General features: G+C 51.4%; 20 protein-coding genes. 14 read left to right on the plus strand and 6 right to left on the minus strand.

The features are described from left to right. Positions 1–26: 26 nt before the first annotated feature. The gene (locus tag Abor_RS03185; RefSeq protein ID WP_048840419.1) at positions 27–1,157 is read right to left on the minus strand and encodes a type III PLP-dependent enzyme; all 1,131 of its coding nucleotides are present in this window, start codon (positions 1,155–1,157) and stop codon (positions 27–29) included. 464 nt (positions 1,158–1,621) lie between these two features. Here Abor_RS03185 and Abor_RS03190 point away from each other — a divergent pair, with 464 nt between their 5' ends. Next, positions 1,622–2,611, plus strand: coding sequence for a YihY/virulence factor BrkB family protein (locus tag Abor_RS03190; RefSeq protein ID WP_084594340.1), 990 nt, complete (start codon positions 1,622–1,624; stop codon positions 2,609–2,611). A 167-nt stretch (positions 2,612–2,778) separates the two neighbouring features. Here Abor_RS03190 and Abor_RS03195 read toward each other — a convergent pair whose 3' ends face one another. Further along, on the minus strand, positions 2,779–3,399 hold the full coding sequence (locus Abor_RS03195; protein ID WP_048840391.1) for a septal ring lytic transglycosylase RlpA family protein: 621 nt from the start codon (positions 3,397–3,399) through the stop codon (positions 2,779–2,781). A gap of 258 nt (positions 3,400–3,657) precedes the next feature. Here Abor_RS03195 and aroQ point away from each other — a divergent pair, with 258 nt between their 5' ends. The 4 genes from aroQ to Abor_RS03215 all read left to right on the plus strand — a co-directional run bounded on the left by aroQ (position 3,658) and on the right by Abor_RS03215 (position 6,859). Further along, positions 3,658–4,116 carry a type II 3-dehydroquinate dehydratase gene (aroQ, locus tag Abor_RS03200; RefSeq protein WP_048840392.1) on the plus strand — a complete coding sequence of 153 codons (459 nt, stop codon included), beginning with the start codon at positions 3,658–3,660 and terminating at the stop codon, positions 4,114–4,116. Continuing rightward, positions 4,113–4,577 (plus strand): acetyl-CoA carboxylase biotin carboxyl carrier protein, encoded by a 465-nt coding sequence (gene accB / locus Abor_RS03205; RefSeq protein ID WP_048840393.1) that lies wholly within the window; start codon positions 4,113–4,115, stop codon positions 4,575–4,577. The genes aroQ and accB overlap by 4 nt, the downstream gene beginning before the upstream one ends. Beyond that, the gene (gene accC, locus Abor_RS03210) at positions 4,577–5,920 is read left to right on the plus strand and encodes an acetyl-CoA carboxylase biotin carboxylase subunit (RefSeq protein ID WP_048840394.1); all 1,344 of its coding nucleotides are present in this window, start codon (positions 4,577–4,579) and stop codon (positions 5,918–5,920) included. Before accB ends, accC begins: the two co-directional genes overlap by 1 nt. A 159-nt stretch (positions 5,921–6,079) precedes the next feature. Continuing rightward, positions 6,080–6,859, plus strand: a complete 780-nt coding sequence (locus Abor_RS03215) for an acetoin reductase (RefSeq protein ID WP_048840395.1) — start codon at positions 6,080–6,082, stop codon at positions 6,857–6,859. 72 nt (positions 6,860–6,931) lie between these two features. Here the strand turns inward: Abor_RS03215 and Abor_RS03220 are convergent, their stop codons facing one another. After that, entirely contained in the window at positions 6,932–8,422 is a 1,491-nt protein-coding gene (locus Abor_RS03220) for a sugar porter family MFS transporter (protein ID WP_048840396.1), read from the minus strand. 425 nt (positions 8,423–8,847) lie between these two features. On the opposite strand from Abor_RS03220, the gene thiC reads away from it, so the two are divergent. Both thiC and Abor_RS03230 read left to right on the plus strand, forming a co-directional pair. Then, a complete protein-coding gene (gene thiC / locus Abor_RS03225) occupies positions 8,848–10,698 on the plus strand; it encodes a phosphomethylpyrimidine synthase ThiC (RefSeq protein ID WP_048840397.1) in 1,851 nt (616 codons plus the stop codon). Positions 10,699–11,259: 561 nt separating this feature from the next. Continuing rightward, complete coding sequence (locus tag Abor_RS03230; RefSeq protein WP_048840398.1) at positions 11,260–13,251, plus strand: FUSC family protein; 1,992 nt, start codon at positions 11,260–11,262, stop codon at positions 13,249–13,251. A 78-nt stretch (positions 13,252–13,329) separates the two neighbouring features. Here Abor_RS03230 and Abor_RS03235 read toward each other — a convergent pair whose 3' ends face one another. After that, positions 13,330–13,533 (minus strand): hypothetical protein, encoded by a 204-nt coding sequence (locus Abor_RS03235; RefSeq protein ID WP_179193272.1) that lies wholly within the window; start codon positions 13,531–13,533, stop codon positions 13,330–13,332. Positions 13,534–14,022: 489 nt separating this feature from the next. Here Abor_RS03235 and Abor_RS03240 point away from each other — a divergent pair, with 489 nt between their 5' ends. The 3 genes from Abor_RS03240 (at position 14,023) to bfr (ending at position 16,318) form a co-directional block, all read left to right on the plus strand. Continuing rightward, entirely contained in the window at positions 14,023–14,727 is a 705-nt protein-coding gene (locus Abor_RS03240) for an RBBP9/YdeN family alpha/beta hydrolase (protein WP_048840400.1), read from the plus strand. A 73-nt stretch (positions 14,728–14,800) separates the two neighbouring features. Next, the gene (locus Abor_RS03245; protein WP_084594341.1) at positions 14,801–15,583 is read left to right on the plus strand and encodes a tetratricopeptide repeat protein; all 783 of its coding nucleotides are present in this window, start codon (positions 14,801–14,803) and stop codon (positions 15,581–15,583) included. Positions 15,584–15,832: 249 nt separating this feature from the next. Beyond that, positions 15,833–16,318, plus strand: a complete 486-nt coding sequence (gene bfr, locus Abor_RS03250) for a bacterioferritin (RefSeq protein ID WP_048840401.1) — start codon at positions 15,833–15,835, stop codon at positions 16,316–16,318. Positions 16,319–16,367: 49 nt separating this feature from the next. On the opposite strand, the gene Abor_RS03255 is transcribed toward bfr, so the two are convergent. Next, the gene (locus tag Abor_RS03255; RefSeq protein WP_048840402.1) at positions 16,368–16,730 is read right to left on the minus strand and encodes an ArsC family reductase; all 363 of its coding nucleotides are present in this window, start codon (positions 16,728–16,730) and stop codon (positions 16,368–16,370) included. A 147-nt stretch (positions 16,731–16,877) separates the two neighbouring features. Here Abor_RS03255 and Abor_RS03260 point away from each other — a divergent pair, with 147 nt between their 5' ends. The 4 genes from Abor_RS03260 to Abor_RS03275 are packed head-to-tail and all read left to right on the plus strand — an operon-like array spanning position 16,878 to position 21,581. Further along, on the plus strand, positions 16,878–17,150 hold the full coding sequence (locus Abor_RS03260; RefSeq protein WP_048840403.1) for a YtcA family lipoprotein: 273 nt from the start codon (positions 16,878–16,880) through the stop codon (positions 17,148–17,150). A gap of 4 nt (positions 17,151–17,154) precedes the next feature. Next, on the plus strand, positions 17,155–18,204 hold the full coding sequence (mdtN, locus tag Abor_RS03265; protein WP_048840404.1) for a multidrug transporter subunit MdtN: 1,050 nt from the start codon (positions 17,155–17,157) through the stop codon (positions 18,202–18,204). Next, entirely contained in the window at positions 18,185–19,969 is a 1,785-nt protein-coding gene (locus tag Abor_RS03270) for an FUSC family protein (protein ID WP_048840405.1), read from the plus strand. The genes mdtN and Abor_RS03270 overlap by 20 nt, the downstream gene beginning before the upstream one ends. A 4-nt stretch (positions 19,970–19,973) precedes the next feature. Next, entirely contained in the window at positions 19,974–21,581 is a 1,608-nt protein-coding gene (locus tag Abor_RS03275; protein ID WP_048840421.1) for a TolC family protein, read from the plus strand. 5 nt (positions 21,582–21,586) lie between these two features. Here the strand turns inward: Abor_RS03275 and Abor_RS03280 are convergent, their stop codons facing one another. Continuing rightward, positions 21,587–22,165 carry a DNA-3-methyladenine glycosylase I gene (locus Abor_RS03280; RefSeq protein WP_048840406.1) on the minus strand — a complete coding sequence of 193 codons (579 nt, stop codon included), beginning with the start codon at positions 22,163–22,165 and terminating at the stop codon, positions 21,587–21,589. Positions 22,166–22,382: the final 217 nt, after the last annotated feature.

The raw sequence follows: 22,382 nt of genomic DNA on the forward strand, positions 1-22,382 counted from the left end.
TTATATCACGCCCAGCGCATAGCTGGTTAGATATAATGTTCTGCCAAAGGCTTAAAGCCGTTAAAGCGGGTAGAACAGTAGGTAGACACATAAGCACCGGTAGACAGCAGGTCGATCTGCTCACCAGACTGCAAGCCGAGTGGGAGTTCGTACGCTGTTTTTTCGTACATAATGTCTGCCCCATCGCAAGTTGGGCCTGCTAGGGCTACTGGGCCAGTTGGGCTGCCGTCCCGCGCGGTACGCAGGGCGTAGCGAATGGCTTCGCCTTCTGTTTCTGCCAACCCACCAAAGCGGCCAATATCCAGATACACCCAGCGCGGGCCATCTTCGCGCCCGCGGCGGCTTACCAGCACAACTTCTGAGCGCACAACGCCTGCGGCACCCACAATATAACGGCCCGGCTCTACCAGCATTTCTGGCAGAGCATTACCAAAATGCTCGGTCATGGCATGGCTAATAGCTGTCGCAAAACGATCAATTTCGGGTACGTCATCGCGGTATTTTACCGGAAAACCGCCCCCTAAATTCACCATACGCAAATCCAGCCCAGCCGCAGCTAGGTCTGTAAACAGCGCGGCCACACGGGCAATAGCCACTTCATAGGCGTCTGTAGCAAGCTGCTGGCTCCCCACATGAAAGGACAGACCGTAGGGGTCTAAGCCGAGTTCACGGGCTTTGAGCATAAGTGCTCGCGCAGAGTCCAGCGTGGTGCCAAACTTGCGTGAAAGCGGCCATTCTGCGCCAACGTTATCAACTAAAAGGCGGCAGTAAACGCGGGCACCGGGTGCATGCGCTGCCAGCTTTTCCAGCTCTTCAAGGCAGTCAAACACAAACATGCGTACGCCTGCGGCGTAAGCAGCCTTAATGGCAGACACTTTTTTAACAGTGTTACCAAAAGAAATGTCTGACGGCTCAGCCCCGGCTTCAAGGCACAGGGAAACTTCTTCCCACGATGCGGCATCGAAGCAAGACCCCAAGCCTACAAGCCGGGTGAGAATAGGCATGGCCGGGTTGGCCTTAACCGCATAATAAATGCGGGCCTGCGGGAGTGCGGAATTGAGCGCGTTATACCGGGCTTCAACCTGGTCGACATCAACGACAAGGCAAGGAGTAGCCGGATTTTGCTCAGCGAAAAAACGGGCAATTTTGGGAGTCATCCCACCCATTCCCCCAATATAAGGCTCTCCCGCTATTTGCTATGCAGGGAGAGGAGTTGCGAAACGGTCTAACGGACCAGCGACCAATAGTAGAACCGTCACAAAGAAAACGGTCTCGATTGCCAGAACGCTTGACGTCGTTGCGTAACCTCAGAGGGCCAGTGGCACGTGCGTTGCTGCGTAGGAGCGCGGATATGAGGCCAAACCACCACAAGTGCAAGTCAAAAATAACATGTTGCCAAAAAAATATGGCATGCAGCGCACGAGGCCGCTAAAACTCATGGGGTTACAGTTTTTTCACGTTTTCTCGACCCCTGTTTTTTCGTTCGCCCTGCCTCCGTTCTCCCAACTTGAGGGGAACCGCCAGCGACTCCAGCCTGTTGAGAGCAGGCGCCCGGTTGCACTTTTGGCACTCCGTTTTAAGACCGGGCCCCACGCAACACTTGAGGAATGTACCTAATACCATGCAGGTTCTTTGCGACCCCGCTCACCCATCTCACCCTGAGCACACTCACCCCAATGAGCATAATCAGGCAGATCAAACAGGGCCTGCAAAAACATTCTCCCGCCCCTCCGAACTGGGACGAGGGGACTGGAAAACCATTTTGCTGCAAACGGGCAAAAGCCTGATATCTGGCCCCACCACTTTGGTAGCCGCAGGCTGCGCGTTTTATACCACGCTCTCGCTTTTTCCGGCCATTAGCTCGCTCATTTCCATTTACGGGCTGGCGTTTGACGTACAAACGGTTACCCCCCAGCTTGAGGTTTTGCGTAACCTGCTACCGCCGGGTGCCTACGCGCTTATTTATGACCGTATTCAAACCCTTGTGGCCGAACCCCCTAGTTCGCTCACGGTTAACCTTGTTATTTCTTTAAGCGTTGCGCTGTGGTCTGCCTCTGCGGCAACGCGCTCTATTTTGGCGGCCCTTAATATTGCCTACAACACCAAAGAAAGCCGGAGCTTTTTGGTGTTTCAAATTACCGCTCTCGCCATGACCCTTTCTGCTGTGCTGGGGGCCGCTCTAACATTGGCCATTATGGTTGCACTGCCCATTTTCCTTAACCTACCGGCATGGCTGCACATTCCCACCCCTCCGGGCTCTATCGAATTTGCAGCACGCTGGAGCGGGCCGTTAGTTATGTTCAGCTTTCAAATACTGGCAACATCAGCCCTGTACCGCTTTGGGCCAGACCGGCATTACGCCACCAACTGGCGGTGGGTTTTACCCGGTGCGCTCTTTGCCACACTCACCTGGATTATGACCGCCATGGGTTTTTCTTACTACGTGGCGCATATTGCCAGCTACAACGCCACCTACGGGCCATTGGGCGCAGTTATTGCTATTATGATGTGGTTTTTTGTAAGCGCCTGGGTGGTGCTTATGGGGGCTGAACTCAGCGCTGAAATGGAAAGCTACGCACGGGGCGAACCCCGCAAGCCCATAGAAATTTAGCCTATAAGCAACCAAGCTTAAGCGAAAGGGTGCCGCCGCAAGGCACCTAACAGCGAAAAGGGCGACAGGGTTAAAACCTGCCGCCCTTTTGAATAAAGCGCTTACAAAACGCTGGAGACTTGATGGGTAAAGAAGAACGCCTACGCGCCTTTACCCACAAAAATTATTTAGCGGTGATGCGCTGCCCGCTTTACGCGGGGGCGCTGTAGCGGCCGCACGTGGCGACCCTTAGCGGCTTCAAACTGCATGACAGAAGACGAATCGAGCGATTCTGCGCCGTCGTCCTGAGAGGCCATAGCTACTTCGATAGGAGCTTGCTCCACCTTAACATGGGCCACACCGGTATTCAGCATGCCAATACGGGCTGCCGCAGCCTGAGACAGGTCGATAATACGGTTATGGCTGTAAGGCCCACGGTCGTTCACTGTCACCACAACAGAGCGCCCGGTTTCTTCAGAGGTAACCAGCAGTTTGCTGCCAAGCGGGGCTGTGGGGTGGGCTGCAGTCAGGTGCAGTTTGTCAAAAGCGGAACCAGAAGATGTGCGCCGGTGGTTAAAGCGCCCGCCATACCAGCTTGCCATACCTTTTTGAGAAGCGCGGTGACCCGGCTTAGCTTGCGGGTTGGCAAAGGTGGGGTCGGCCTGCTCACGCGCGGCAAGCGCACGCTGCACAGAATCGGCCCACGATGTACCGCTTGCCTCACCTTCTGCTGCGTAAGCAGAAACGGCAGATGCCATAGTGGCCATCATGAACACACTTCCAAGAAGTGCCCGGCGCAGGGCTGACATCCGCTTGTTAACTCCGTTTCCGCTGTTAAATACAGCCTAAATAAAACCCGTCCTGCCCTCAAAAAGCAACCAAATTCTACTCTGGCTGCATTATGGGCTGTTTTGGTACTACTCTGCCCTCATGGCAAAAAAGAGGCGTACAGCCCCTTTAAAGACCAGAAAAACAAGCGTTTGAATGTTCTTTTGACGCGAATTTAACGCCTGAATGCATCTCTTCTCTTGGAGGCGGCGTGCCATCGTGCTACGGCCCGTGCCACTATGGAAAGACCTCTCATTGCTGTGCTGAACGGCCCCAACCTGAATATGCTAGGGCAACGCCAACCCGAAATTTACGGGCGCGCCACCTTGGACGACGTAGAGCAGATCTGCATTCAGGCAGCCGACAAGCTGGATCTGGCGATCGACTTCCGCCAGACCAACATAGAAGGCGAGCTTATTTCGTGGGTGCAAGAGTGCCGCAAGCGTGCGCGCGGCATTATTATAAATCCGGCGGGGTATAGCCACACGTCTGTTGCCTTGCTGGATGCTTTGCTGGCCACAGACCTGCCAGTTATTGAGGTTCATATTTCCAATATTCACCGCCGCGAGCCATTCCGCCATACATCCTATGTCTCTCGCGCCGCTGTTGGCGTTATATGTGGGCTAGGCGTGGCAGGGTATTCTCTGGCATTGCAGGCAATGACCGATCTTATTCTTAATGAGGATGACCACCAATGAGCGGATTGCTCGTGGATGCGGATGCCATTCGGGCATTGGCTGAAATTCTGACCGACACTGGCCTGACAGAAATCGAGATTGCGGAAAAAGACAACCGCATTCGCGTGGTCAAAGCCCCAGCCCCCGTGCAAGCTGCGGTTGCCCCAGCGGCTGTTGCTCCCGCACCTGTGGCAGCACCGGCAACCCCCGTGGCGGCCCCTGCCGCACCGGCAGACCTTGCCCGCCACCCCGGCGCAGTCAACAGCCCCATGGTGGGCGTGGCTTACCTGAACCCAGACCCGTCTTCTCCCCCTTTTGTAACTGAGGGGCAGATTGTGAGCGCGGGCCAGACCCTTATGCTGATTGAAGCCATGAAAACCTTCAACCAGATTAAGGCCCCCAAGGCTGGTACGGTTAAGAGCATGCTCGTAGCCTCTGGCGACCCGGTTGAATTTGGCCAACCGCTTGTCATCATCGAGTGATGTTTTCTAAAATCCTCATCGCTAACCGCGGCGAGATTGCCCTTCGTGTCCTGCGCGCCTGCCGGGAACTGGGCATCAAAACCGTAGCGGTTCATTCCACGGCAGACGCAGATGCCATGCATGTGCGCCTAGCCGATGAAGCCGTTTGCATTGGCCCTGCCTCATCTCGCGATTCGTACCTGAATGTTGCGGCCATTCTTTCTGCCGCAACCATTACAGGGGCCGAAGCCATTCACCCCGGCTATGGTTTTCTTTCCGAAAATGCAGATTTTGCAGAAACGGTAGAAGCACACGGCCTCACCTTTATTGGCCCAACGGCGGAGCATATCCGCATGATGGGTGACAAGATTACCGCCAAAACCACCATGATGGCCCTTGGCGTACCCTTGGTGCCCGGCTCTGATGGTGAGCTGGCCAATATTGAAGAAGCCCGCATTGTAGCCGAAAAAGTAGGCTACCCGGTGCTTATCAAGGCGGCGGCTGGCGGTGGTGGCCGCGGTATGAAAGTGGCCCAAACCGCAGCTGATCTTGAAGAAGCGTGGAGCGTTGCCCGTACAGAAGCCCGCGCAGCATTTGGCAATGACGCAGTTTATCTCGAAAAATATATGGATAAACCCCGCCATATCGAACTGCAGATTCTGGGCGATAATTACGGCAACGTGGTGCATTTTGGTGAACGTGACTGCTCCTTACAGCGCCGCCACCAAAAACTGCTTGAAGAAGCAGGCTCCCCCGCGCTTACACCAGAAGAGCGTGACACCATTGGCCGCACCGCTATCGATGCGTTGTCTAAAATGGGTTACCGCAACGCTGGCACACTTGAGTTTTTGTACCAAGACGGCCAGTTCTGCTTTATCGAGATGAACACCCGCTTGCAGGTTGAACACCCGGTAACAGAAATGGTGTGCGACGTGGATCTGGTGCGCGAGCAAATCCGCATCGCGGCGGGTGAAAAGCTGGGCTACACCCAAGCCGACGTGACCTTTGAAGGCCACGCAATTGAGTGCCGTATTAACGCCGAAGACCCCGAAACCTTTGCCCCCTGCCCCGGCACAGTAGCGGTGTACCACGCACCGGGTGGCTTAGGTGTGCGTATTGATAGCGCGCTTTATACCGGCTACCGCGTACCCCCTTATTACGACAGCATGATTGCTAAGGTTATTGTGCATGCGCCCACACGGGCACAAGCCATTGCCCGTATGCAACGCGCGCTAGACGAATTTGTGGTGGAAGGCATTAAAACCGTTATTCCGCTCCACCGCCGGATTCTGGCTGACCCTGAATTCCAGAAAGGTGACTACACCATTCACTGGCTGGAAAACTTTACCGCCCGCCCTCACTAAACGGCGTAAGCGTAAGGCTTTTAAAAAACCCGGTTTTCCGTCAGGAGACCGGGTTTTTTATATCAAGCCACTGTAACTTTGCTTGTTTTAAGTTTGATTTAAAACTTAAGTGGTGCCGCGGCACAGAACCGCAGACAACAAGGCAGAGGATATAGAACCATGCCACTTTCCAATAAAACCGCCCTTGTAACAGGGGCCGCCCAAGGTATTGGCCGTGGTATTGCGCTGCGTCTTGCCAAAGACGGGGCCAATATTGTTTTAACCGACATAAACCCAGACAAGCTCAAAGACGTTGTGGCAGAGGTTGAAGCCCTTGGCCGTAAGGCTTTGGCCATTACCACAGATGTAGGCCAACGCGACCAAGTCTATAACGCTGTTGAGCAAGCCCAAAAAACCATGGGCCAGCTTGATATTATGGTAAATAACGCGGGCATTGCGCAGGTACGCTCCATTTTGGAAGCAACGCCTGAAGAAGTAGAGACCATTTACCGCATTAACGTGCAAGGCACGCTATGGGGTATTCAGGCCGCAGCAAAAGCCTTTAAGGCACAGGGGAGCAAAGGCAAAATTATTAACGCCTGCTCTATTGCCGGGCACGAGAGTTTTGCATTTTTAGGCGTGTATTCTTCTACCAAATTTGCCGTGCGCGCCTTAACACAAGCCGCCGCAAAAGAGCTGGGGGCAGATGGTATTACCGTAAATGCCTACTGTCCGGGTATTGTGGGCACAGACATGTGGAAGGTTATTGACCAGCGCATGGCCGAAGAAACCGGGGCAAAACCGGGGGAAACCTACAAAAAATTTGTAGACGGTATTGCTTTAGGCCGTGCTGAAACACCGCAAGACGTGGCCGCTCTCGTGGCTTTTTTAGCGAGCACAGAAGCGGACTATATTACAGGGCAATGCATTATTACCGATGGCGGTATTGTTTACCGGTAAGCACACCCTGCCCAAACGTAAAAAAGGCTCTCGTAAGAGAGCCTTTTTTATACGCTAAGCACTCAAGCCAGCTTACCCGTGGGCAGCAACCTGACTGCCTTCTTCCTCGTCTTCATCAACATAAGACGCAATACTGGGGTCTTCACCACGGCGAGGTGTAAATTCACCACGGCGTAGAGCAATTTCAATATCTTCCAACGTGGCCCCAGATGTTTCTGGCACAAAGAAATACACAAAAATAACCGAGGCCAGATTAACCCCCGCATAAACCCACATGGTGCCACCCAATGTAACCAACTGCACCAAGGTAAGAGCGGTTGCGGTTACCAGCAGGTCTGCCCCCCACAGCACAGCAGCATGCACACTGGTTGCGGCAGCACGCATAGGCAGCGGGAACAGTTCTGCCCCCAACAACCAGCCTACAACCTGAATGCCTCCGGCATTAAACATCATAAACAGCAGCATAAAGGCTATGGTAACCCAACTGCCAACGCTGCCTTTGTCTGGGTGAATGGCAAACATAATGCCCAAGCCAATAAGGCTTAAAACAGAACCCGGCCCCATAATAAGCACCAAGCGGCGGCGGCCAATACGGTCTACAAACAGGCAGCCAAGCAGGGTCATAACCAGATAGACAATGGAAATACCTAAGCTAGCCAGCAATGCGGCAGAATTACCAAACCCGGCATCAGACAGAAAAGTCGGGGCGTAATAAATCATCATTTCCAGACCACCGGCCTGGGTAAAAAACGCAATACCTAAAGCGGCAACCAAAGCGGGGCGGGCAAATGGCAGCATAAGCCCTTTCCAGCCGCGTTCATCTTCATCAATGCCAGATGCATTTTCATGAATTTCGCGAATTTCACGACGGATCACCTTGCGCGATGTCCGCACACGGCTGAGCTGCTTTACAGCAGAGGCCAAGCCTTCGTTTTCTGCTGTCCAGCGTGGGCTTTTGGGCAAAAAGAACATGCACACAAACACAAAGGCCGCGGGCAGTGCGGCAACAGAAATCATGGGCCGCCAGCCCCAGGCCTCACGCATGGTAAAGCCTACAAGGTTGGCCAGAAAAATACCCACACCAATAGCCACGTTAAACAAGGTAACCAAATTACCCCGCTTACTAGCAGGTGCGAGTTCTGAAATATAAGTAGGCACAACCTGTGTGGCCCCACCTACAGCCAAACCCAGAAAAACACGCGCAATAATAAGGCTTGTTACGTCTGGCGAGCGAGAGCACGCAACAGCCCCCACAACAAAAACCGCAGTGACCACCATAACCGAAATACGGCGGCCAAAGCGCTCAGACAGGTAAGAAATACCCAATGCGCCCATAACTGCCCCAACCAGAATGGCAGAGGCCACCATTTCTTCCTGACCGGAAGTTAAATGGAAGTCTTTGGCGATAAGAAGGAGCGCTCCGGAAATAATACCGGTGTCATATCCGTACAGAGCCCCGCATATGGCGGCAACAATAGCTGCTGCCCACAAGACACGGTTGGCATTGGGCGAAAGTTCAACATTCGCAATTGCTTCTTGGGCGTGTTTTCTTTCTGGTGTCATGCCAACATAATGCCATAATGTTCTATTGGTTGCATAGGAATTACATTTTTTTATTATATATGCCATCCTCACAGTTTCGCAGCCAAAACAAAGAGCACTTTAAGGGGCTTTTGCCGCTTTGCTGTTCAACTCTTACGTTACCAGCTGTACGCGCTTGACATCACAAAGCGAAAGGCTATCTCATCACTCATAACCAAGGGGGGTTCCGACAAGGAACTGAGAGGCCATTGTCGCTCTGGCAACAGAGCAAAGCATGGCGACCCTGCCGCCAGATAGCATAACGCACTGGCGGGGAACCTGATCCGGCTAATACCGGCGGAGGGACTGGTGTGTAAGAAGGGGCTCTTTTTGTGCCGTGCTACACGCACAGCACTAGGGGCAGTTCTTCTTCTGCTCCCGTCCTCCTCTGGAGTGAGGAGCACGTCATGACTACCCCATCTACCACTGGTAACCCACGCCCGGCCAATACTGCAGCCCCTGCACCCGGCCATGTAACAACTGGCCCTATTCGCGGGTCACGCAAGGTCTATTCCAGCCCGGCTGGCCACCCTGAAATTCGGGTGCCATTTCGTGAAATTGCACTAGACCCTTCAGCCAACGAGCCGCCTTTGCGGGTGTATGATACGTCTGGCCCGTACACAGATTCAGACGCAGCCATTGATGTACGCAGCGGCCTGCCTAAACCCCGCGCACCGTGGCTTGCCGCCCGTGGTTTTAACGCCACCACCCCACGCGGCGTAAAGCCAGAAGACAACGGCAACGCCACCGGAGACCATCTGGTCTCTCCCTGCCCTGCGCCGCACAGCGTTATTAAAGGGGCCGATGGGCAACTGGTAACCCAGTACGAGTTTGCACGTGCCGGTATTATTACCGAAGAAATGATTTATGTGGCCCACCGCGAAAATCTGGGCCGCCTGAAAGCTGCCGAAGGCGCGACAGACCGCCTAAAAGACGGTAACTCGTTTGATGCCGCCATTCCCGAATTTGTAACGCCTGAATTTGTACGCGACGAGATTGCGCGTGGCCGTGCCATTATTCCGGCCAACATCAACCACCCAGAACTTGAGCCGGTTATTATTGGCCGTAACTTTTTGGTAAAAGTTAATGCCAACATTGGTAACTCTGCGGTTACCTCTTCAGCAGCAGATGAAGTTGAAAAACTGGTCTGGTCTATTCGCTGGGGTGCAGACACGGTTATGGATCTGTCTACGGGCCGTAATATCCATAATATTCGGGATTGGATTTTGCGTAACTCTCCCACCCCCATTGGCACCGTGCCGCTCTATCAGGCGCTTGAAAAAGTGGGCGGTGATGTCAGCAAACTCAGTTGGGAAATTTTCCGCGATACACTCATTGAGCAAGCTGAACAGGGTGTAGACTACTTTACCATTCATGCTGGTGTGCGCCTGCAACACGTACCCCTTACCGCCAACCGCGTAACAGGCATTGTGTCTCGTGGTGGGTCTATTATGGCAAGCTGGTGCCTTAACGGCCACCGTGAGAGCTTTCTGTATGAGCATTTTGACGAAATTTGCGACATTATGCGCGCCTATGACGTCTCCTTCTCATTAGGGGATGGCCTGCGCCCCGGTAGCATTGCAGATGCTAACGATGCCGCCCAGTTTGCAGAGCTGGAAACACTGGGTGAATTGACCAAAATTGCTTGGGCCAAAGGCTGTCAGGTCATGATTGAAGGCCCCGGCCATGTGCCCATGCACAAAATTAAAGAAAACATGGACAAGCAGCTTAAAGACTGTGGCGAAGCCCCTTTCTACACGCTTGGCCCATTAACAACCGACATTGCACCGGGCTACGACCACATTACCTCTGCCATTGGGGCCGCCATGATCGGGTGGTTTGGCACCGCTATGCTCTGCTACGTTACCCCTAAAGAGCACCTTGGCCTGCCTAACCGTGATGACGTGAAAACAGGCGTTATTACCTACCGCCTTGCAGCCCACGCAGCAGACTTGGCCAAAGGCCACCCTGCCGCCAAACTGCGTGATGACGCACTCAGCCGCGCACGCTTTACCTTCCGGTGGGAAGACCAGTTCAACCTGTCTCTCGACCCCGATACAGCATGCGCCTACCACGACGAAACCATGCCGCGTGAGGCGCACAAAACAGCGCATTTCTGCTCTATGTGTGGGCCTAAATTCTGCTCCATGCGCATTAGCCAAGATATTAAGGAAGATGCTGCACGCTTGGCTGGCATGGAAGAAAAAAGCGAAGAGTTCCGTAAAGCGGGCGGAAAAGTTTACGTTCCCGCAGAATAAAAAACAGTATGACCCCACACACCTCGTGTGCTGTGGGGTTTTACGCTTTGTGGGCCCTTGGGTGGGCCACTCGTGCTTTAATTTTTCTGAAAATTATCGTGCTCTATGGCGCTTATGCTTAGCCATTTTATGCACTTTAAAGTGGGGTTCGGCGCTGGGTTTGTGACTGTACGCCCCCCATACCCCACGGTAACCCAGCGCCTGCATTCTTATTATCGCAAATGATAATCATGCGCAAGTAGAAAAGATCTTTAAGGCCCGCTTTTTCTCACCAACTCCTTTTAAATGGCAGTTTTGCGCAAAAGACTCCGTTAAAATTTAAGAGCCCACGCCCAATAAACAGCACCGAAACCGAGTAAGCCTTTTGCCTGCTCCGTACCAATTTTACCGCCATGACCTGTCGTATCAGCGCAAAAAATACCCCAGACCAGCCACCGTCATGCTTGGTGCAGCCTGTAAGTGCAGGAATAAGTTTCACCGCCGCCTAATTTTTGTTACAACAAGTTTTCGTGATCTCATATTATCCATGAGCGCCCCCTCTGAGTTGATTCTTTTATTTCCATGAAAAAACCTCTCCCCCTTTCTCGGCCACGCAAAAACCGGCTTTTGCGCACGCTCTCCAGCAGCCTTATGCCCTCTGCTTTGGCGCATTGGCTCGGGGTGCGCGCTATTGCCATTGCCCCAGAGCAAATTGCCCTGCGTGAGGGCATGCGGGCAGGTGTGGCAGTAGGGGCAGTCATGATTTTGGCTCTTAAACTTTCCATGCCGCTTATGGCGTGGTCTGCTTTTGCGGCATTTTGGACATGCCTTGTTGACCCCGGCGGCCTTTTACGCACCCGCGTGCGTACTATGCTTATATTTGGCACAGCCGGTACATGCGTTACGGGCATTATGTCTGCCGCTGCTGGGGTAGGGGTCGTACCGTCTTTTATTGGGCTGGGTATTTTCTCGTTTCTATGCGGTCTTGCACGCAAACGGGGGGCCATTGCCACGCAAATTAGCGTGCTGGTGGCTATCGTGGCGGTTGTGGCCGTATGCTACCCACAAACACCGTTAGGGGCTTTGCATCTCTCTGGTCTGTTTGTGCTGGGGTCTGGCTGGGCCATGCTTATTTGCGTTGCAGCATGGCCAGTAGACCCCTACGCCCCACAACGCCAAGCCTGCTCTGCCATATTTCGAGAGCAAGCCCGCATGGCCAGCCGTTTGCTTGATGTTATGGGCCAACCTCCCTCCGTTACGCTGCAACATCAGGCCATAAGTGCCTACCGGCGCGATATACGGAGCCGTATTGAGCAGGCCCGTAGCAAAATTGAGGTACTCTCTGCCGGGGCATTTACCAGCCGTACACGTGCGGTGTTACTACCCGCCATTGAAACCGCAGACCGCCTTTTTATTACCGTTATGGCCTTTGAGCATGCTGTGCTGTCTGGCGTTACCTCAGCCACTGCGCGGCGCACAGTACGCTTGGTCGCTGCCACCCTACAACGCGCTGCACGGGAGAGCCTGCGGCCAGAACCACGGCCAGAAGCGTTTGACAAACAAATTCGGTTTTTACGTCTTTTAGGGGCAGGCAATACAGACCTGTTTACTAAAGGCGCAAACCACTGCGCAGATGCCTTGGCAGACCTACAAGCAGCATGGCAAAACCCTAAAACCACCCCTGCACGCGCGCCACAAACACCACCAGCAACCACTACTGCCGCGCCATCTTCCTCTCTGGTGTTTGTGCGACATGCTGCCCGTTTGTCTGTTGCTGTTATGGTGGCCTATGCCATCTCTCTCAAACTCGCTTTGCCTTATGCTTACTGGGCCATGATGGCGGTGGTTGTGGTAACCCAACCCAAAGCAAGCACAACCCTACCCCGCACCATAGAGCGCGTGGCAGGCAGCGTTGCCGGTGGGCTATTGGCCGCTGTTATGGGGGTATTGCTGCCTATGTGGGCCATTCTTATTATGGTCTTCCCGCTTGCAGCCGCCACTATTGCGCTCAGAAGTGTAAACTACGCGCTGTGCGTTATGTTTATGACGCAGCTTTTTGTTATGGTCACAGACTTGGTAAGCCCCGCCTTAGGATGGGACGTGGCCCTTTCGCGCTCTATCAACAATATTATTGGCAGCTTGGTTGGCTTGGCAGGGTGCTTATTGCTCTGGCCAGAAAAACGGCAAGCCCCGCTAAGCGCACAAGTTGCAGCAGCCTTTAACGCTAATATGCGCTACGCGGCCCTTGCCACCCGCCTAGACCCCGTACCATGGGAAGACATTGAAAAAGCCCGGCGCGATGCAGGCACCAGCAGCACACAAGCTGAAATTTTATGCCAACAAGCCAAAATAGAAGGCCTCCGCCGCTCTAATACGCTGGAGACCAGCCAAACCATTTTGTTTTTACTGCGTAAGCTCGCAGGAGCCGCCAGCGTATGGTGGATGGAGCAAAGCCCCACCCCAACAGAGCAAGCGCTTAAAAGAGCGCACTTTTATGCACAGGACAAGAACACGCCTCTTACTTTGCAAGATATGCTAAACCAGCTACGCAGCACAGACCCGGATACAGTTTAAAGCATAAAAAAACTGCCTCCTTACGAGGCAGTTTTTGTTATCTACACTAACAAAACAAGCGGCCATAACTACGCATTTTTAGTGCGCGGCAAGAGCCTTGCGGTTTTGGCGAAACTGATACGCCACCTGCAAAGATAGGCCCGCCAAGTCTGGCTCTACCACATTATGCAACGCGCGCACGCTGTCGTGCGCCGCATAAAAACGGAGGCCAGCGGCCCCACCAGACACAATGGCTGTGCCAAGAAACACGCCATCAATTTCAATAATTTTTGAAGCCAACATAATGACTTACCCTCGAACAAGAGACCCTTCGGTCTTATCCGCCAGCAGTCTCACCACTGGCTATTATAAATGCGCCCATTTCTTTTGTGGGTCACAACATCGAAAACTCTGCATATTCCGATACATCATACGCATAACCCTTTTTCACGAGGTGCGATGTCTACCAAGACACCCCTCTCCTAAAACCCGACTCTTGCCTCTGTCAACACATAAAACGATCTATTTTCGTATTTAAATCCCATTAATTTTTTATTCAATCATCATTTATGGTGCTTAATAGAGCGTTGTTTTTTAACTAACTTACTTAAAAATATCTTTTTAAAATCAGCCCTCTGCCTAGCCATTATCGCTCCATCGTGAACGCATTATAAGCTGCCATAAACCAATTTAATCATATTTTTTCGTTATTTTATTTTGAATTCACTTCCATTTGGTGTGATAATGAGCCTATACAGTTTCTAACACGTCTCTAAAAAGTAGGGAGTTTGTATGATGCCACGTTTTCTGCGCCCTTCCGCAGTTGCCACTACAAGTGCAGCAACACTCCCCTCCTTTACCACACGCCTTTCTCCCGCTTTGGTAAGAGCCTTACTCCCGTTTGATCTGGTCATTGTGCCCGGCCTATTCGGCTCGGGAGAAGACCACTGGCAATCTATCTGGCTGTCTTTATTTCAGGCTCATGGGCTTTCTGCACGGCGTGTTGAACAGCAAGACTGGGCACACCCCACCCCAGAAGCATGGCACACAGCCCTTGCGCATACCTTAGCCACCACACGCAAACCGGTTTTACTGATAGCCCACAGTCTAGGGGCTATTTTAAGTGTGCAGCATGGCCTAGGCCAAACCCCAACAACCAGCCCCCCCTCATCACCCATTGCTGGCGCTTTGTTGGTTGCCCCAGCAGATGGCACGTACCACCAAGGGCCAGACGCGCCACGTATTGCAGCCTTTATGCCGCCCCCTATGCAAGCCTTACCATTTCCTGCCACGGTTGTGTTTAGCCACAACGACCCTTGGCTTGCCCCTCAAAAGGCACATAGCCTTGCACAAAGCTGGGGTGCCTCTTTGCTAGATGCAGGTTACAACGGCCATATTGGCCAAGACGCCGGGCTAGATCACTGGCCGCTCGGGTTAAATGCCCTGCACGCGCTTGCTCTTACGAGCCATACCCGGCCCCAGCCTTTGTCTGCCTAATTGCCATGAGTGCCCCATTCCGATAATGATACTCTTTCTCATGTACGCAGTATGAGTTGGGGAGTATGGTTTCGTGGCGGCAAAACGATGGGGGCAGTTTTTTAAAAAACGCCAAGCACCACGCCACACCGCTCCTTTGCCAGAAGATATTGAGACTATTCGGCAAAAAGCCCTGCGCGGCTACCACCTAGAGCAAGTACTCTGGGGTAAAATTTTACTTGATAGTATTTACATGCCATCAGACCCACAGCAGGCAAAAGTCTGGTTTACCATGGCAGCCAATGCCGGGTATGGCCCGGCGCATAACATGCTAGGTCGGTGCGCCCATTTTGGCTGGGGCGGCCCACGCGATCTTTTACAAGCCGCCAGCCACTACGAAACCGCTGCACAGCACGGCGATGAATGGGGCCGGTATAATTTGGCCATTCTCACCATGCGCGGCATTGGCGTGCCGCAAGACCTTAAAAAGGCTTTGGGGCTGTTTCAAACAGCCGCCAATAATGGCCACGCCAAGTCTATGAATATTCTAGCCCGCTTTTTAGAAGAAGGGTGGGAAATTGAACAAAACCGTACCGAAGCACTGGCATGGTACAAACGCTCGGCAGAAGGTGGTGATTATCGCGGCCAACACAACTATGCCACAGCCTTAGCCGATTCGGGCCACCTCCAAGAAGCCCTTATGTGGTGGGAAAAAGCATTACCCAACGCCACATCAGACATTCTTTTAGCCATGAACCGCTCACTCGAAAAACTTGAAAACCACGGCAACCCTGCCCTGTATGCGGCTTTGCAACAACGCCTCTCTACCCTTCCTCTTACAGAAGGCAACATCACCGAGAACGCGATAAAGGCTTGAGAGCACACAACAATGCCAAAAGGTGAGAGTTAGTCTTACTTTTATCAATACTCCTTTTACTTATAATAAAAATGAATTCTATTCTTAACTCTGGCCCCTAATAGGCCACAATGCTAGTTGATAGTAAGAATTAATTATCTTACTTCCTTGATATTTCATCATTTTTTGAATTGCATCTGGGTTCTGGTTACAGTAAATACCCTCACAGTATTTCCTTAACCCCCACCCCATAAAAGAGAGACCAAACTTATGGCTAAAGATCCAAAGGTAATTGAACACCTTAACATTCAGCTCACCAACGAACTGACCGCAATTAACCAGTACTTCCTGCACGCCCGTACTCTGCGCCACTGGGGCGTTACCCTCCTGGGCAAAAAAGAATACGAAGAATCCATTGAAGAAATGCGCCATGCTGATTGGCTGATTGAGCGCATTCTGTATCTGGGCGGCCTGCCTAACGTACAGCGCCTGAACACCATCTTAATTGGTCAGGACGTTAAAGAAATTCTTGAATGCGACCTGAAGCTTGAAGAAAAAGCTATGGCCGACCTGCGCGAAGGTATTGCATATTGCGAAAGCGTGCGTGACTTCGTCTCTCGTGACCTGCTGCTGAAAATTCTTGAAAACGAAGAAGAACACGAAGACTTCCTCGACCGCCAGTTTGACCTCATCAAACAGATCGGCATTGAGCGCTACATTCAGCTCAACTCTGCCGCTGCTCCTGATCAGGAATAAGACAATAGGCACCGCAGCCCCACAATATTGGGGCTGCGGTCTCTTTTAGTTAAGCATTTTTCTTAAAAAATGCAGCATAGAGCTCAGGCTTAAAGCCAACTTCCAAACCATTGTGTGTCTCAAGCACTGGCCGCTTCACCATAGACGGCTGCGCCAGCATAAGCGCACAAGCACGCTCTTGCGTCAGATTAGCTTTCTCTGCTTCTGGCAATTTTTTAAATGTAGTACCCGCTTTATTTAAAAGCTTTTCCCACCCCACTTGGGCAACCCATGCCTGCAAACGCGCTGCATCCAGCCCTTGTGTTTTATAATCGTGAAAACTGTAAGCAATATCGTGCGCCTCTAACCAAGCGCGTGCTTTACGCATCGTATCGCAGCTTTTAATGCCGTATAGCGTATTTTGTGTGCTCATAACGCATCTTCCCTCTTTTATAACATGGTGCTTTGGCACATTCGCCCGGCAGGCTACCACCTCTTTCTTTGGCTTTTATAGGCCTGTAAGGGGGCCGTTTTTCCAGCTTGGTTGACAGCCCCTGCAAAATCAGACCACCTTACAAACATGTCACGCTTCCGCACCCTTATGCCTTTGTTACCGGGTCTCCTGTGTTTGGCGGGGTGCACCACACACCATGCCCCTTCTTTTGCTCTTATGGGGGCCTATTTTCCTAGCTGGATGCTGTGCGGTAGTGTCGGCATTCTTATTGCTATTGGGGCACGCTTTCTTTTTATTGCTCTTGGGCTAGATGCACTGCTTAGCCTCCGGCTTTTTACTTACGTATCCTTGGGGGTAAGTGCCGCGCTGCTGGTATGGCTTATCTGGTTTGGAGCCTAACGCCATGAAAAAAGTTTCCATGTCTGCCAACAAACCCATAGGCTTTCTTATTGCGGCAGTCTGTATTGGCACGGCCACCATTTTAGGGGTGTATGTTGCCCGACAAGAAAGCGCCTACCCCTCGACCGACAGCGGCGAAATTGATGCAGAACTCGTGCATGTTGCCTCTACTGTAGGCGGCCGCTTAATAGACCTGCCCGTACAGGTTAACCAAGCCGTTAAAAAGGGGGATCTTTTATACCGCCTAGACCCCCACCCTTACGAGTTAGCCGTACACCAAGCAGAAGCCAATTTAGCGCTTGCCTCAGCCGAGGTTGAAAACCAGCAACGATTGGTCGCTGTCAAAACGGCAAATGCAGAAATTGCGCAAAACCAGACACACCGTGCACAAACCAACCGCGATTTAGCGGCCCGCACGGTAACACGCCTTGCTCCTCTCGCGAGTAAATCTTACATTCCTTGGCAAGAATATGATCAGGCTCGCGTTTTGCTGAACAATGCGTCTGTGTCGTTAGCTGAAAGCCAAAAACAAGCCAGCGCTGCACAAATTGCTATTGGTGATCTTAAAAGTTCCGTTGCGGCACAGCAGGCCGCACAGGCAGCTTTAGAGCAAGCACGTTATGCCCTTCAGCAAACTGTGGTTGTAGCCCCAACAGATGGCTACGTAACAAGCCTACACGTTAAAGCAGGCGAAATTCTTGCCCCTACACAGGTTTTATTTACACTTATTGCTAATACCGCTTGGTTTGCAAATGCCAACATACGCGAAATAGCCTTACACGCCATACAACCCGGTGCCTGCGCTACAGTTTACTCTATGCTTAATAAAGACAAACCCTTGCGCGGGCATGTTGAAAGCATTGGCTGGGGCGTTCTCTCAGCAGATTCAGCCGGTATTGGCCGCAGTCTACCCTTAGTACCCCGGCAGATGGACTGGGTACATGTGGCCCAACGTTTCCCTGTGCGCATTAAACTAGACCCCGCCCCACCAGAGCTTTTACGCATGGGTGCCACAGCGACAGTCGAGATCAATCATGGCGCGGCCTGCCGCTAATACACTCCACCTAACAACCGCTCGGTTCTGGCGGTTGTTATGGAACCCCAGCCCAGGGCGCCTTGGCTATGCACTGCGCATGGCTTGCGCCTGCACGGTTGTCATATTGGTATGTGAAATCTGGCAAGTGCCAGATGCCGCCGTGCCTGCCTTAGTTACACTCGCTTTATGGCAAAAAGACCGTGTAACCAACGCTATAGCTGGCATTGCAGTAAATTTGCTTTTTGCGGTTGTTATTTTTCTTATGTTTGGGCTAGTGCACCTTACCCTAGACCACCCTCTTGCTTTAGTTTCTGCCGTAGCACTTTTGTCTCTCCTGTTTTTTTTCCTCGGGTCAGCCAGCAAACTCAAGCCTGTTTCTTACATGCTGGCCTTGGTGGTCATTTACGCCATGATTGTTATTGACCAAGCACCAATAGGAGAAATTGCAACCAGAGCCTTGCTTTATGCAGATCTGTTTATTCTCGTGCCCGGCGCATGCATGGTATTTTTGGGAGCACTTATTTGCCCCTCTCCCAAAACACTCCTTACACAAGATATTGCCGCGCGCCTCCGCATAAGTGCTCAACTCCTTGCCGCGCCCTCAACAATACTTCAAGAACAAGCTGAAGACCTACTCCGTGAAGGAGCAGGCAGCATGACCAAATACCTTAAACTCTCAAAGCTAGAAAAACTTTGGTCTCAAAAAGATCTTTCCTGCTTACACTGCGCACTTTACAATAGTATTGGTGTCTTAACCTTATGCTTAGCCACATCACGCACCCCCCCCCCTGCGCAAGAGCCAAGTGAAATTATACAAACCCTCAATTCTATGGCTCATATTTTTGAGCAGGGTGGATACCCAGAAGATATTGATGTCTTTTCTTTTCATAATATCTCAAATCAAGATCATGATATTTCTATACTTCTATCAAATTTCTCTAACCCAGATTTTGAAGCAGATATTACAACCATCGAAAGCGCCCAGAAAGAAAAAACAGGCTTTTTCTTTCCAGATGCCTTCACCAACCCTGAGCATGTGCGCTTTGCTGTAAAAGGCACAGCTTCTGTCATGCTGAGTTATACCTTATTTAAAATGCTCGCATGGCAAGGTATCCATACCTGCGTCATTACCTGCTTTATTGTAGCACTCCCTACAATGGGGGAAATGATCTCTAAATTAACCCTACGTATAAGCGGAGCACTCATTGGGGGTGCTCTGGGTATTGGCTCCATTATTCTTTGCATGCCCCATTTACAAAATAGTGCTGCTTTTCTAGCGCTTATGGCTGTCGGGTCTTTTATAGCAAGCTGGGTAAAAACAGGCGATGATCGTATTGCTTACGCTGGTTTACAAATTGGGTTAGCCTTCTTTTTATCTGACCTAAAAGGCTATGGCCCAACAACAGACATGACCACTGCAAGAGACAGAATTATTGGCATTCTTATCGGAAATTTCATTACTTATACAGTTTTTACTACTTTTTGGCCTAGCAGTTCTTATTCAAAAATACTGTCACCACTTAAAAAAGTTTTTGAAAATATTAAAAAACTCCATAATGCACCAACACCCATGCAAGCGCTGGTCTATCTTGCTACCACACAAACCAACCTTGGCGTAACCGAACGTACACTCGAACTTGCCAGCCTAGAACCCCTGCATATGCGGGCAGCCATGCCAGAATTAGCCCACTATCAGCAGCAAACGCAAAATGCGGCCCAATTAACAGAGCATTTTTTACTTCCTTCGCAAAACCCTTATACGCACCTTGAAACGCACGGCTGAAGTTATGATAATTTTAAAAAAAATTCTTCCCTATTCAGCAATATTCATTTTATGCGGCTGCGCAACACAAGCGCTGGATACAGCCCCACAAAGAGCAGATGTACCGTGGCAACCCAACGTAGCGGCTAATGGCACACTACTAACGGGCAAAGCTGCCAATAAACACGGCTTGATTATACCACAAGACTTTACACTGCCTGCCAATACAACCCTTACCCCCAGAACTCCAGATACACGCATACAAACACAGCATATTTACACATTAAGTGAGTTGATAGACCTTGCTCAATCTAGCAACCCCACAACACGAGTAGCCTGGAATGCCGCACGAGATGCCGCTTTAGCCGTTGGCATAACCCGCACAGCCTACCTACCGCACTTAAGTGCGTCTGTTGTCGGGGGTTACACCTACCAGCGCAACAACGGTACCCACCCCCGCTTGAGCAACGCTGGCGCAATAGGCACTGGTATTAATGATGCACTCTCTCAAGCTGAGGGTATAAGCGGGGGCGTACAAAACCGTAATTCAGGATCGGGCGAAGTTCAAACTTTGGGTATTGAATGGTTGCTTTTTGATTTTGGTAAACGCGAGGCCATTGTTCATGCAACACAACAAGCACAGCTCGCCAGCAATGTGCTGTTTACGGCTGCGCATCAAAAAGTCATTTACGACGTAACTCTTGCCTTTTACACACATGCTGCAGCCGCAGCGCGTGTAGACCTTATTACACAAGCTGTAAAAAATGCCACTATATTACAAAATGCTGCCGAAATGCGCCTTAAACAAGGGCAAGGCACTCTTGTAGATGTAACACAAGCCAGACAAAACACCGCACAAGCAGAGCTCCGACTTGTTCAAGCTCAAAATGCTGCCGAAAATACTTACCTTGAGCTTATGACTGCCATGGGCATTTCCCCCAGCACGCAGCTTTCTATTCAAGATGTTGGCAACCGCCCACTCACACTTTCAGACACCCGCCTCAGCGACGCCATGGTAAAACAAGCGGTTTCTCAACGCCCAGATGTGTTAGCCGCCTATGCTAACGCAAAAGCGTCAGAAGACCGTATCCGTGCCGCAAAAGCTGAGTTTTTACCAAAAATTTTCTTATCTGGTAACATTGCTTACACAACCGGCCACCTTGCACTTTCTTCTGTGCCGGGGGTTGGGTCAGACTCTGCACCCACCCTCAACCTTTCTTCTAATAATTTTAGTAGCCTCATATTAGGGGGGGTCAGTATTCCGGTTTTTGACGGCGGTTTGCGTGCAGCAGTTATGAAACAGGCACAAAACCAAGCAGATACAGCACAAACTTTACTGAACCGCACCCTAGACCAAGCCGTTAAACAAATTATCATTGCGCAAAACAGCCTACGCGCGAGCCTAAACGCCTATGCTGCAGCCAACAAACTACAAACTGCCGCTCAAACCACTTTTGACGCCGCCTTAGTTGCCTATAAGCAAGGCGTTGGGTCGATAACCCAAGCCTCTATCGCACAAACTGGCCTTATAGATGCACAACTCGGTCAATCAGACACATACTACGCAGCTCTTATTGCTGCTGCGAGCCTTGGCTTTGCCACTGGCTCAATGGGGCATACAGCAGGCCTGTAGGTAGCTTAAGCCCCACAATTGTAACGGAAACAGCTTGGGTCATGGTCATCAACCATCCCAACGGCCTGCATCCATGCATACACAATCACAGGGCCTACAAATTTGAAGCCCCGCTTTTTAAGCGCTTTAGATAATGCAACCGAGTCTGGTGACTGCGCAAGCACCTGCCCTGTTGTATTAAGAATAGGCGCGTTAGGCACCATACCCCATGCAAACGTGGCAAAATCTTCGCCCTGCTGCTCCATTGCCAAATAAGCACGAGCATTACCCAGTGTCGCCTCAATTTTAGCACGAGAGCGAATAATATCAGGGTCCAGCATCAAACGCTCAACGTCTTGTTGCGTAAAGCAAGCAACCTGCTCAGGCACCAAGCCTGCAAACGCGCGTAAAAAGCCTTCTCGACGCTTCAAAACTGTCAACCAAGAAAGCCCAGCCTGAAACCCCTCAAGCACCAACATACCCCATAAAGCGCGACTGTCCTTTACAGGAACACCCCACTCCTCATCATGGTAAGCCCGCAACAAGGGGTTTGTTTGCGCCCATTTGCAACGAGAATGTTCTGCCAAAAAATTTGAGACGACCATGCTAGTGACCTAATTTGAACAACGCGAAGACCGACAATACCTGAAACACTATAGGAGAGAAGCGTATGACTCTGTCATTTCCCCTCTCCTTCTGATGGATAAGGGCATACAGATTAACATCCGTGGTGCTTCAGTTGGTCTTTTGACGATTGCATCAAGCCGACACAAAAAACCCCCAGCCTGTTTCCGGACTGGGGGTCATGATGCGTTAGCATTG

The organism is Acetobacter orientalis (assembly GCF_000963965.1).
In the GTDB taxonomy this organism is placed as follows: Bacteria; Pseudomonadota; Alphaproteobacteria; order Acetobacterales; family Acetobacteraceae; genus Acetobacter; species Acetobacter orientalis.

What these genes read in the sequence shown, in the direction of transcription:
- bfr (WP_048840401.1), top strand. Translation starts at nt 15,833, where the DNA reads ATGGCTAAAGATCCAAAGGTAATTGAACACCTTAACATTCAGCTCACC.
- Abor_RS03230 (WP_048840398.1), top strand. Translation starts at nt 11,260, where the DNA reads ATGAAAAAACCTCTCCCCCTTTCTCGGCCACGCAAAAACCGGCTTTTG.
- Abor_RS03255 (WP_048840402.1), bottom strand. Translation starts at nt 16,730, where the DNA reads ATGAGCACACAAAATACGCTATACGGCATTAAAAGCTGCGATACGATG.
- Abor_RS03215 (WP_048840395.1), top strand. Translation starts at nt 6,080, where the DNA reads ATGCCACTTTCCAATAAAACCGCCCTTGTAACAGGGGCCGCCCAAGGT.
- accB (WP_048840393.1), top strand. Translation starts at nt 4,113, where the DNA reads ATGAGCGGATTGCTCGTGGATGCGGATGCCATTCGGGCATTGGCTGAA.
- Abor_RS03195 (WP_048840391.1), bottom strand. Translation starts at nt 3,399, where the DNA reads ATGTCAGCCCTGCGCCGGGCACTTCTTGGAAGTGTGTTCATGATGGCC.
- Abor_RS03280 (WP_048840406.1), bottom strand. Translation starts at nt 22,165, where the DNA reads ATGGTCGTCTCAAATTTTTTGGCAGAACATTCTCGTTGCAAATGGGCG.
- Abor_RS03190 (WP_084594340.1), top strand. Translation starts at nt 1,622, where the DNA reads ATGCAGGTTCTTTGCGACCCCGCTCACCCATCTCACCCTGAGCACACT.
- aroQ (WP_048840392.1), top strand. Translation starts at nt 3,658, where the DNA reads ATGGAAAGACCTCTCATTGCTGTGCTGAACGGCCCCAACCTGAATATG.
- accC (WP_048840394.1), top strand. Translation starts at nt 4,577, where the DNA reads ATGTTTTCTAAAATCCTCATCGCTAACCGCGGCGAGATTGCCCTTCGT.
- Abor_RS03240 (WP_048840400.1), top strand. Translation starts at nt 14,023, where the DNA reads ATGATGCCACGTTTTCTGCGCCCTTCCGCAGTTGCCACTACAAGTGCA.
- Abor_RS03235 (WP_179193272.1), bottom strand. Translation starts at nt 13,533, where the DNA reads ATGTTGGCTTCAAAAATTATTGAAATTGATGGCGTGTTTCTTGGCACA.
- Abor_RS03185 (WP_048840419.1), bottom strand. Translation starts at nt 1,157, where the DNA reads ATGACTCCCAAAATTGCCCGTTTTTTCGCTGAGCAAAATCCGGCTACT.
- Abor_RS03270 (WP_048840405.1), top strand. Translation starts at nt 18,185, where the DNA reads ATGGCGCGGCCTGCCGCTAATACACTCCACCTAACAACCGCTCGGTTC.
- mdtN (WP_048840404.1), top strand. Translation starts at nt 17,155, where the DNA reads ATGAAAAAAGTTTCCATGTCTGCCAACAAACCCATAGGCTTTCTTATT.
- Abor_RS03275 (WP_048840421.1), top strand. Translation starts at nt 19,974, where the DNA reads ATGATAATTTTAAAAAAAATTCTTCCCTATTCAGCAATATTCATTTTA.
- Abor_RS03220 (WP_048840396.1), bottom strand. Translation starts at nt 8,422, where the DNA reads ATGACACCAGAAAGAAAACACGCCCAAGAAGCAATTGCGAATGTTGAA.
- Abor_RS03260 (WP_048840403.1), top strand. Translation starts at nt 16,878, where the DNA reads ATGTCACGCTTCCGCACCCTTATGCCTTTGTTACCGGGTCTCCTGTGT.
- thiC (WP_048840397.1), top strand. Translation starts at nt 8,848, where the DNA reads ATGACTACCCCATCTACCACTGGTAACCCACGCCCGGCCAATACTGCA.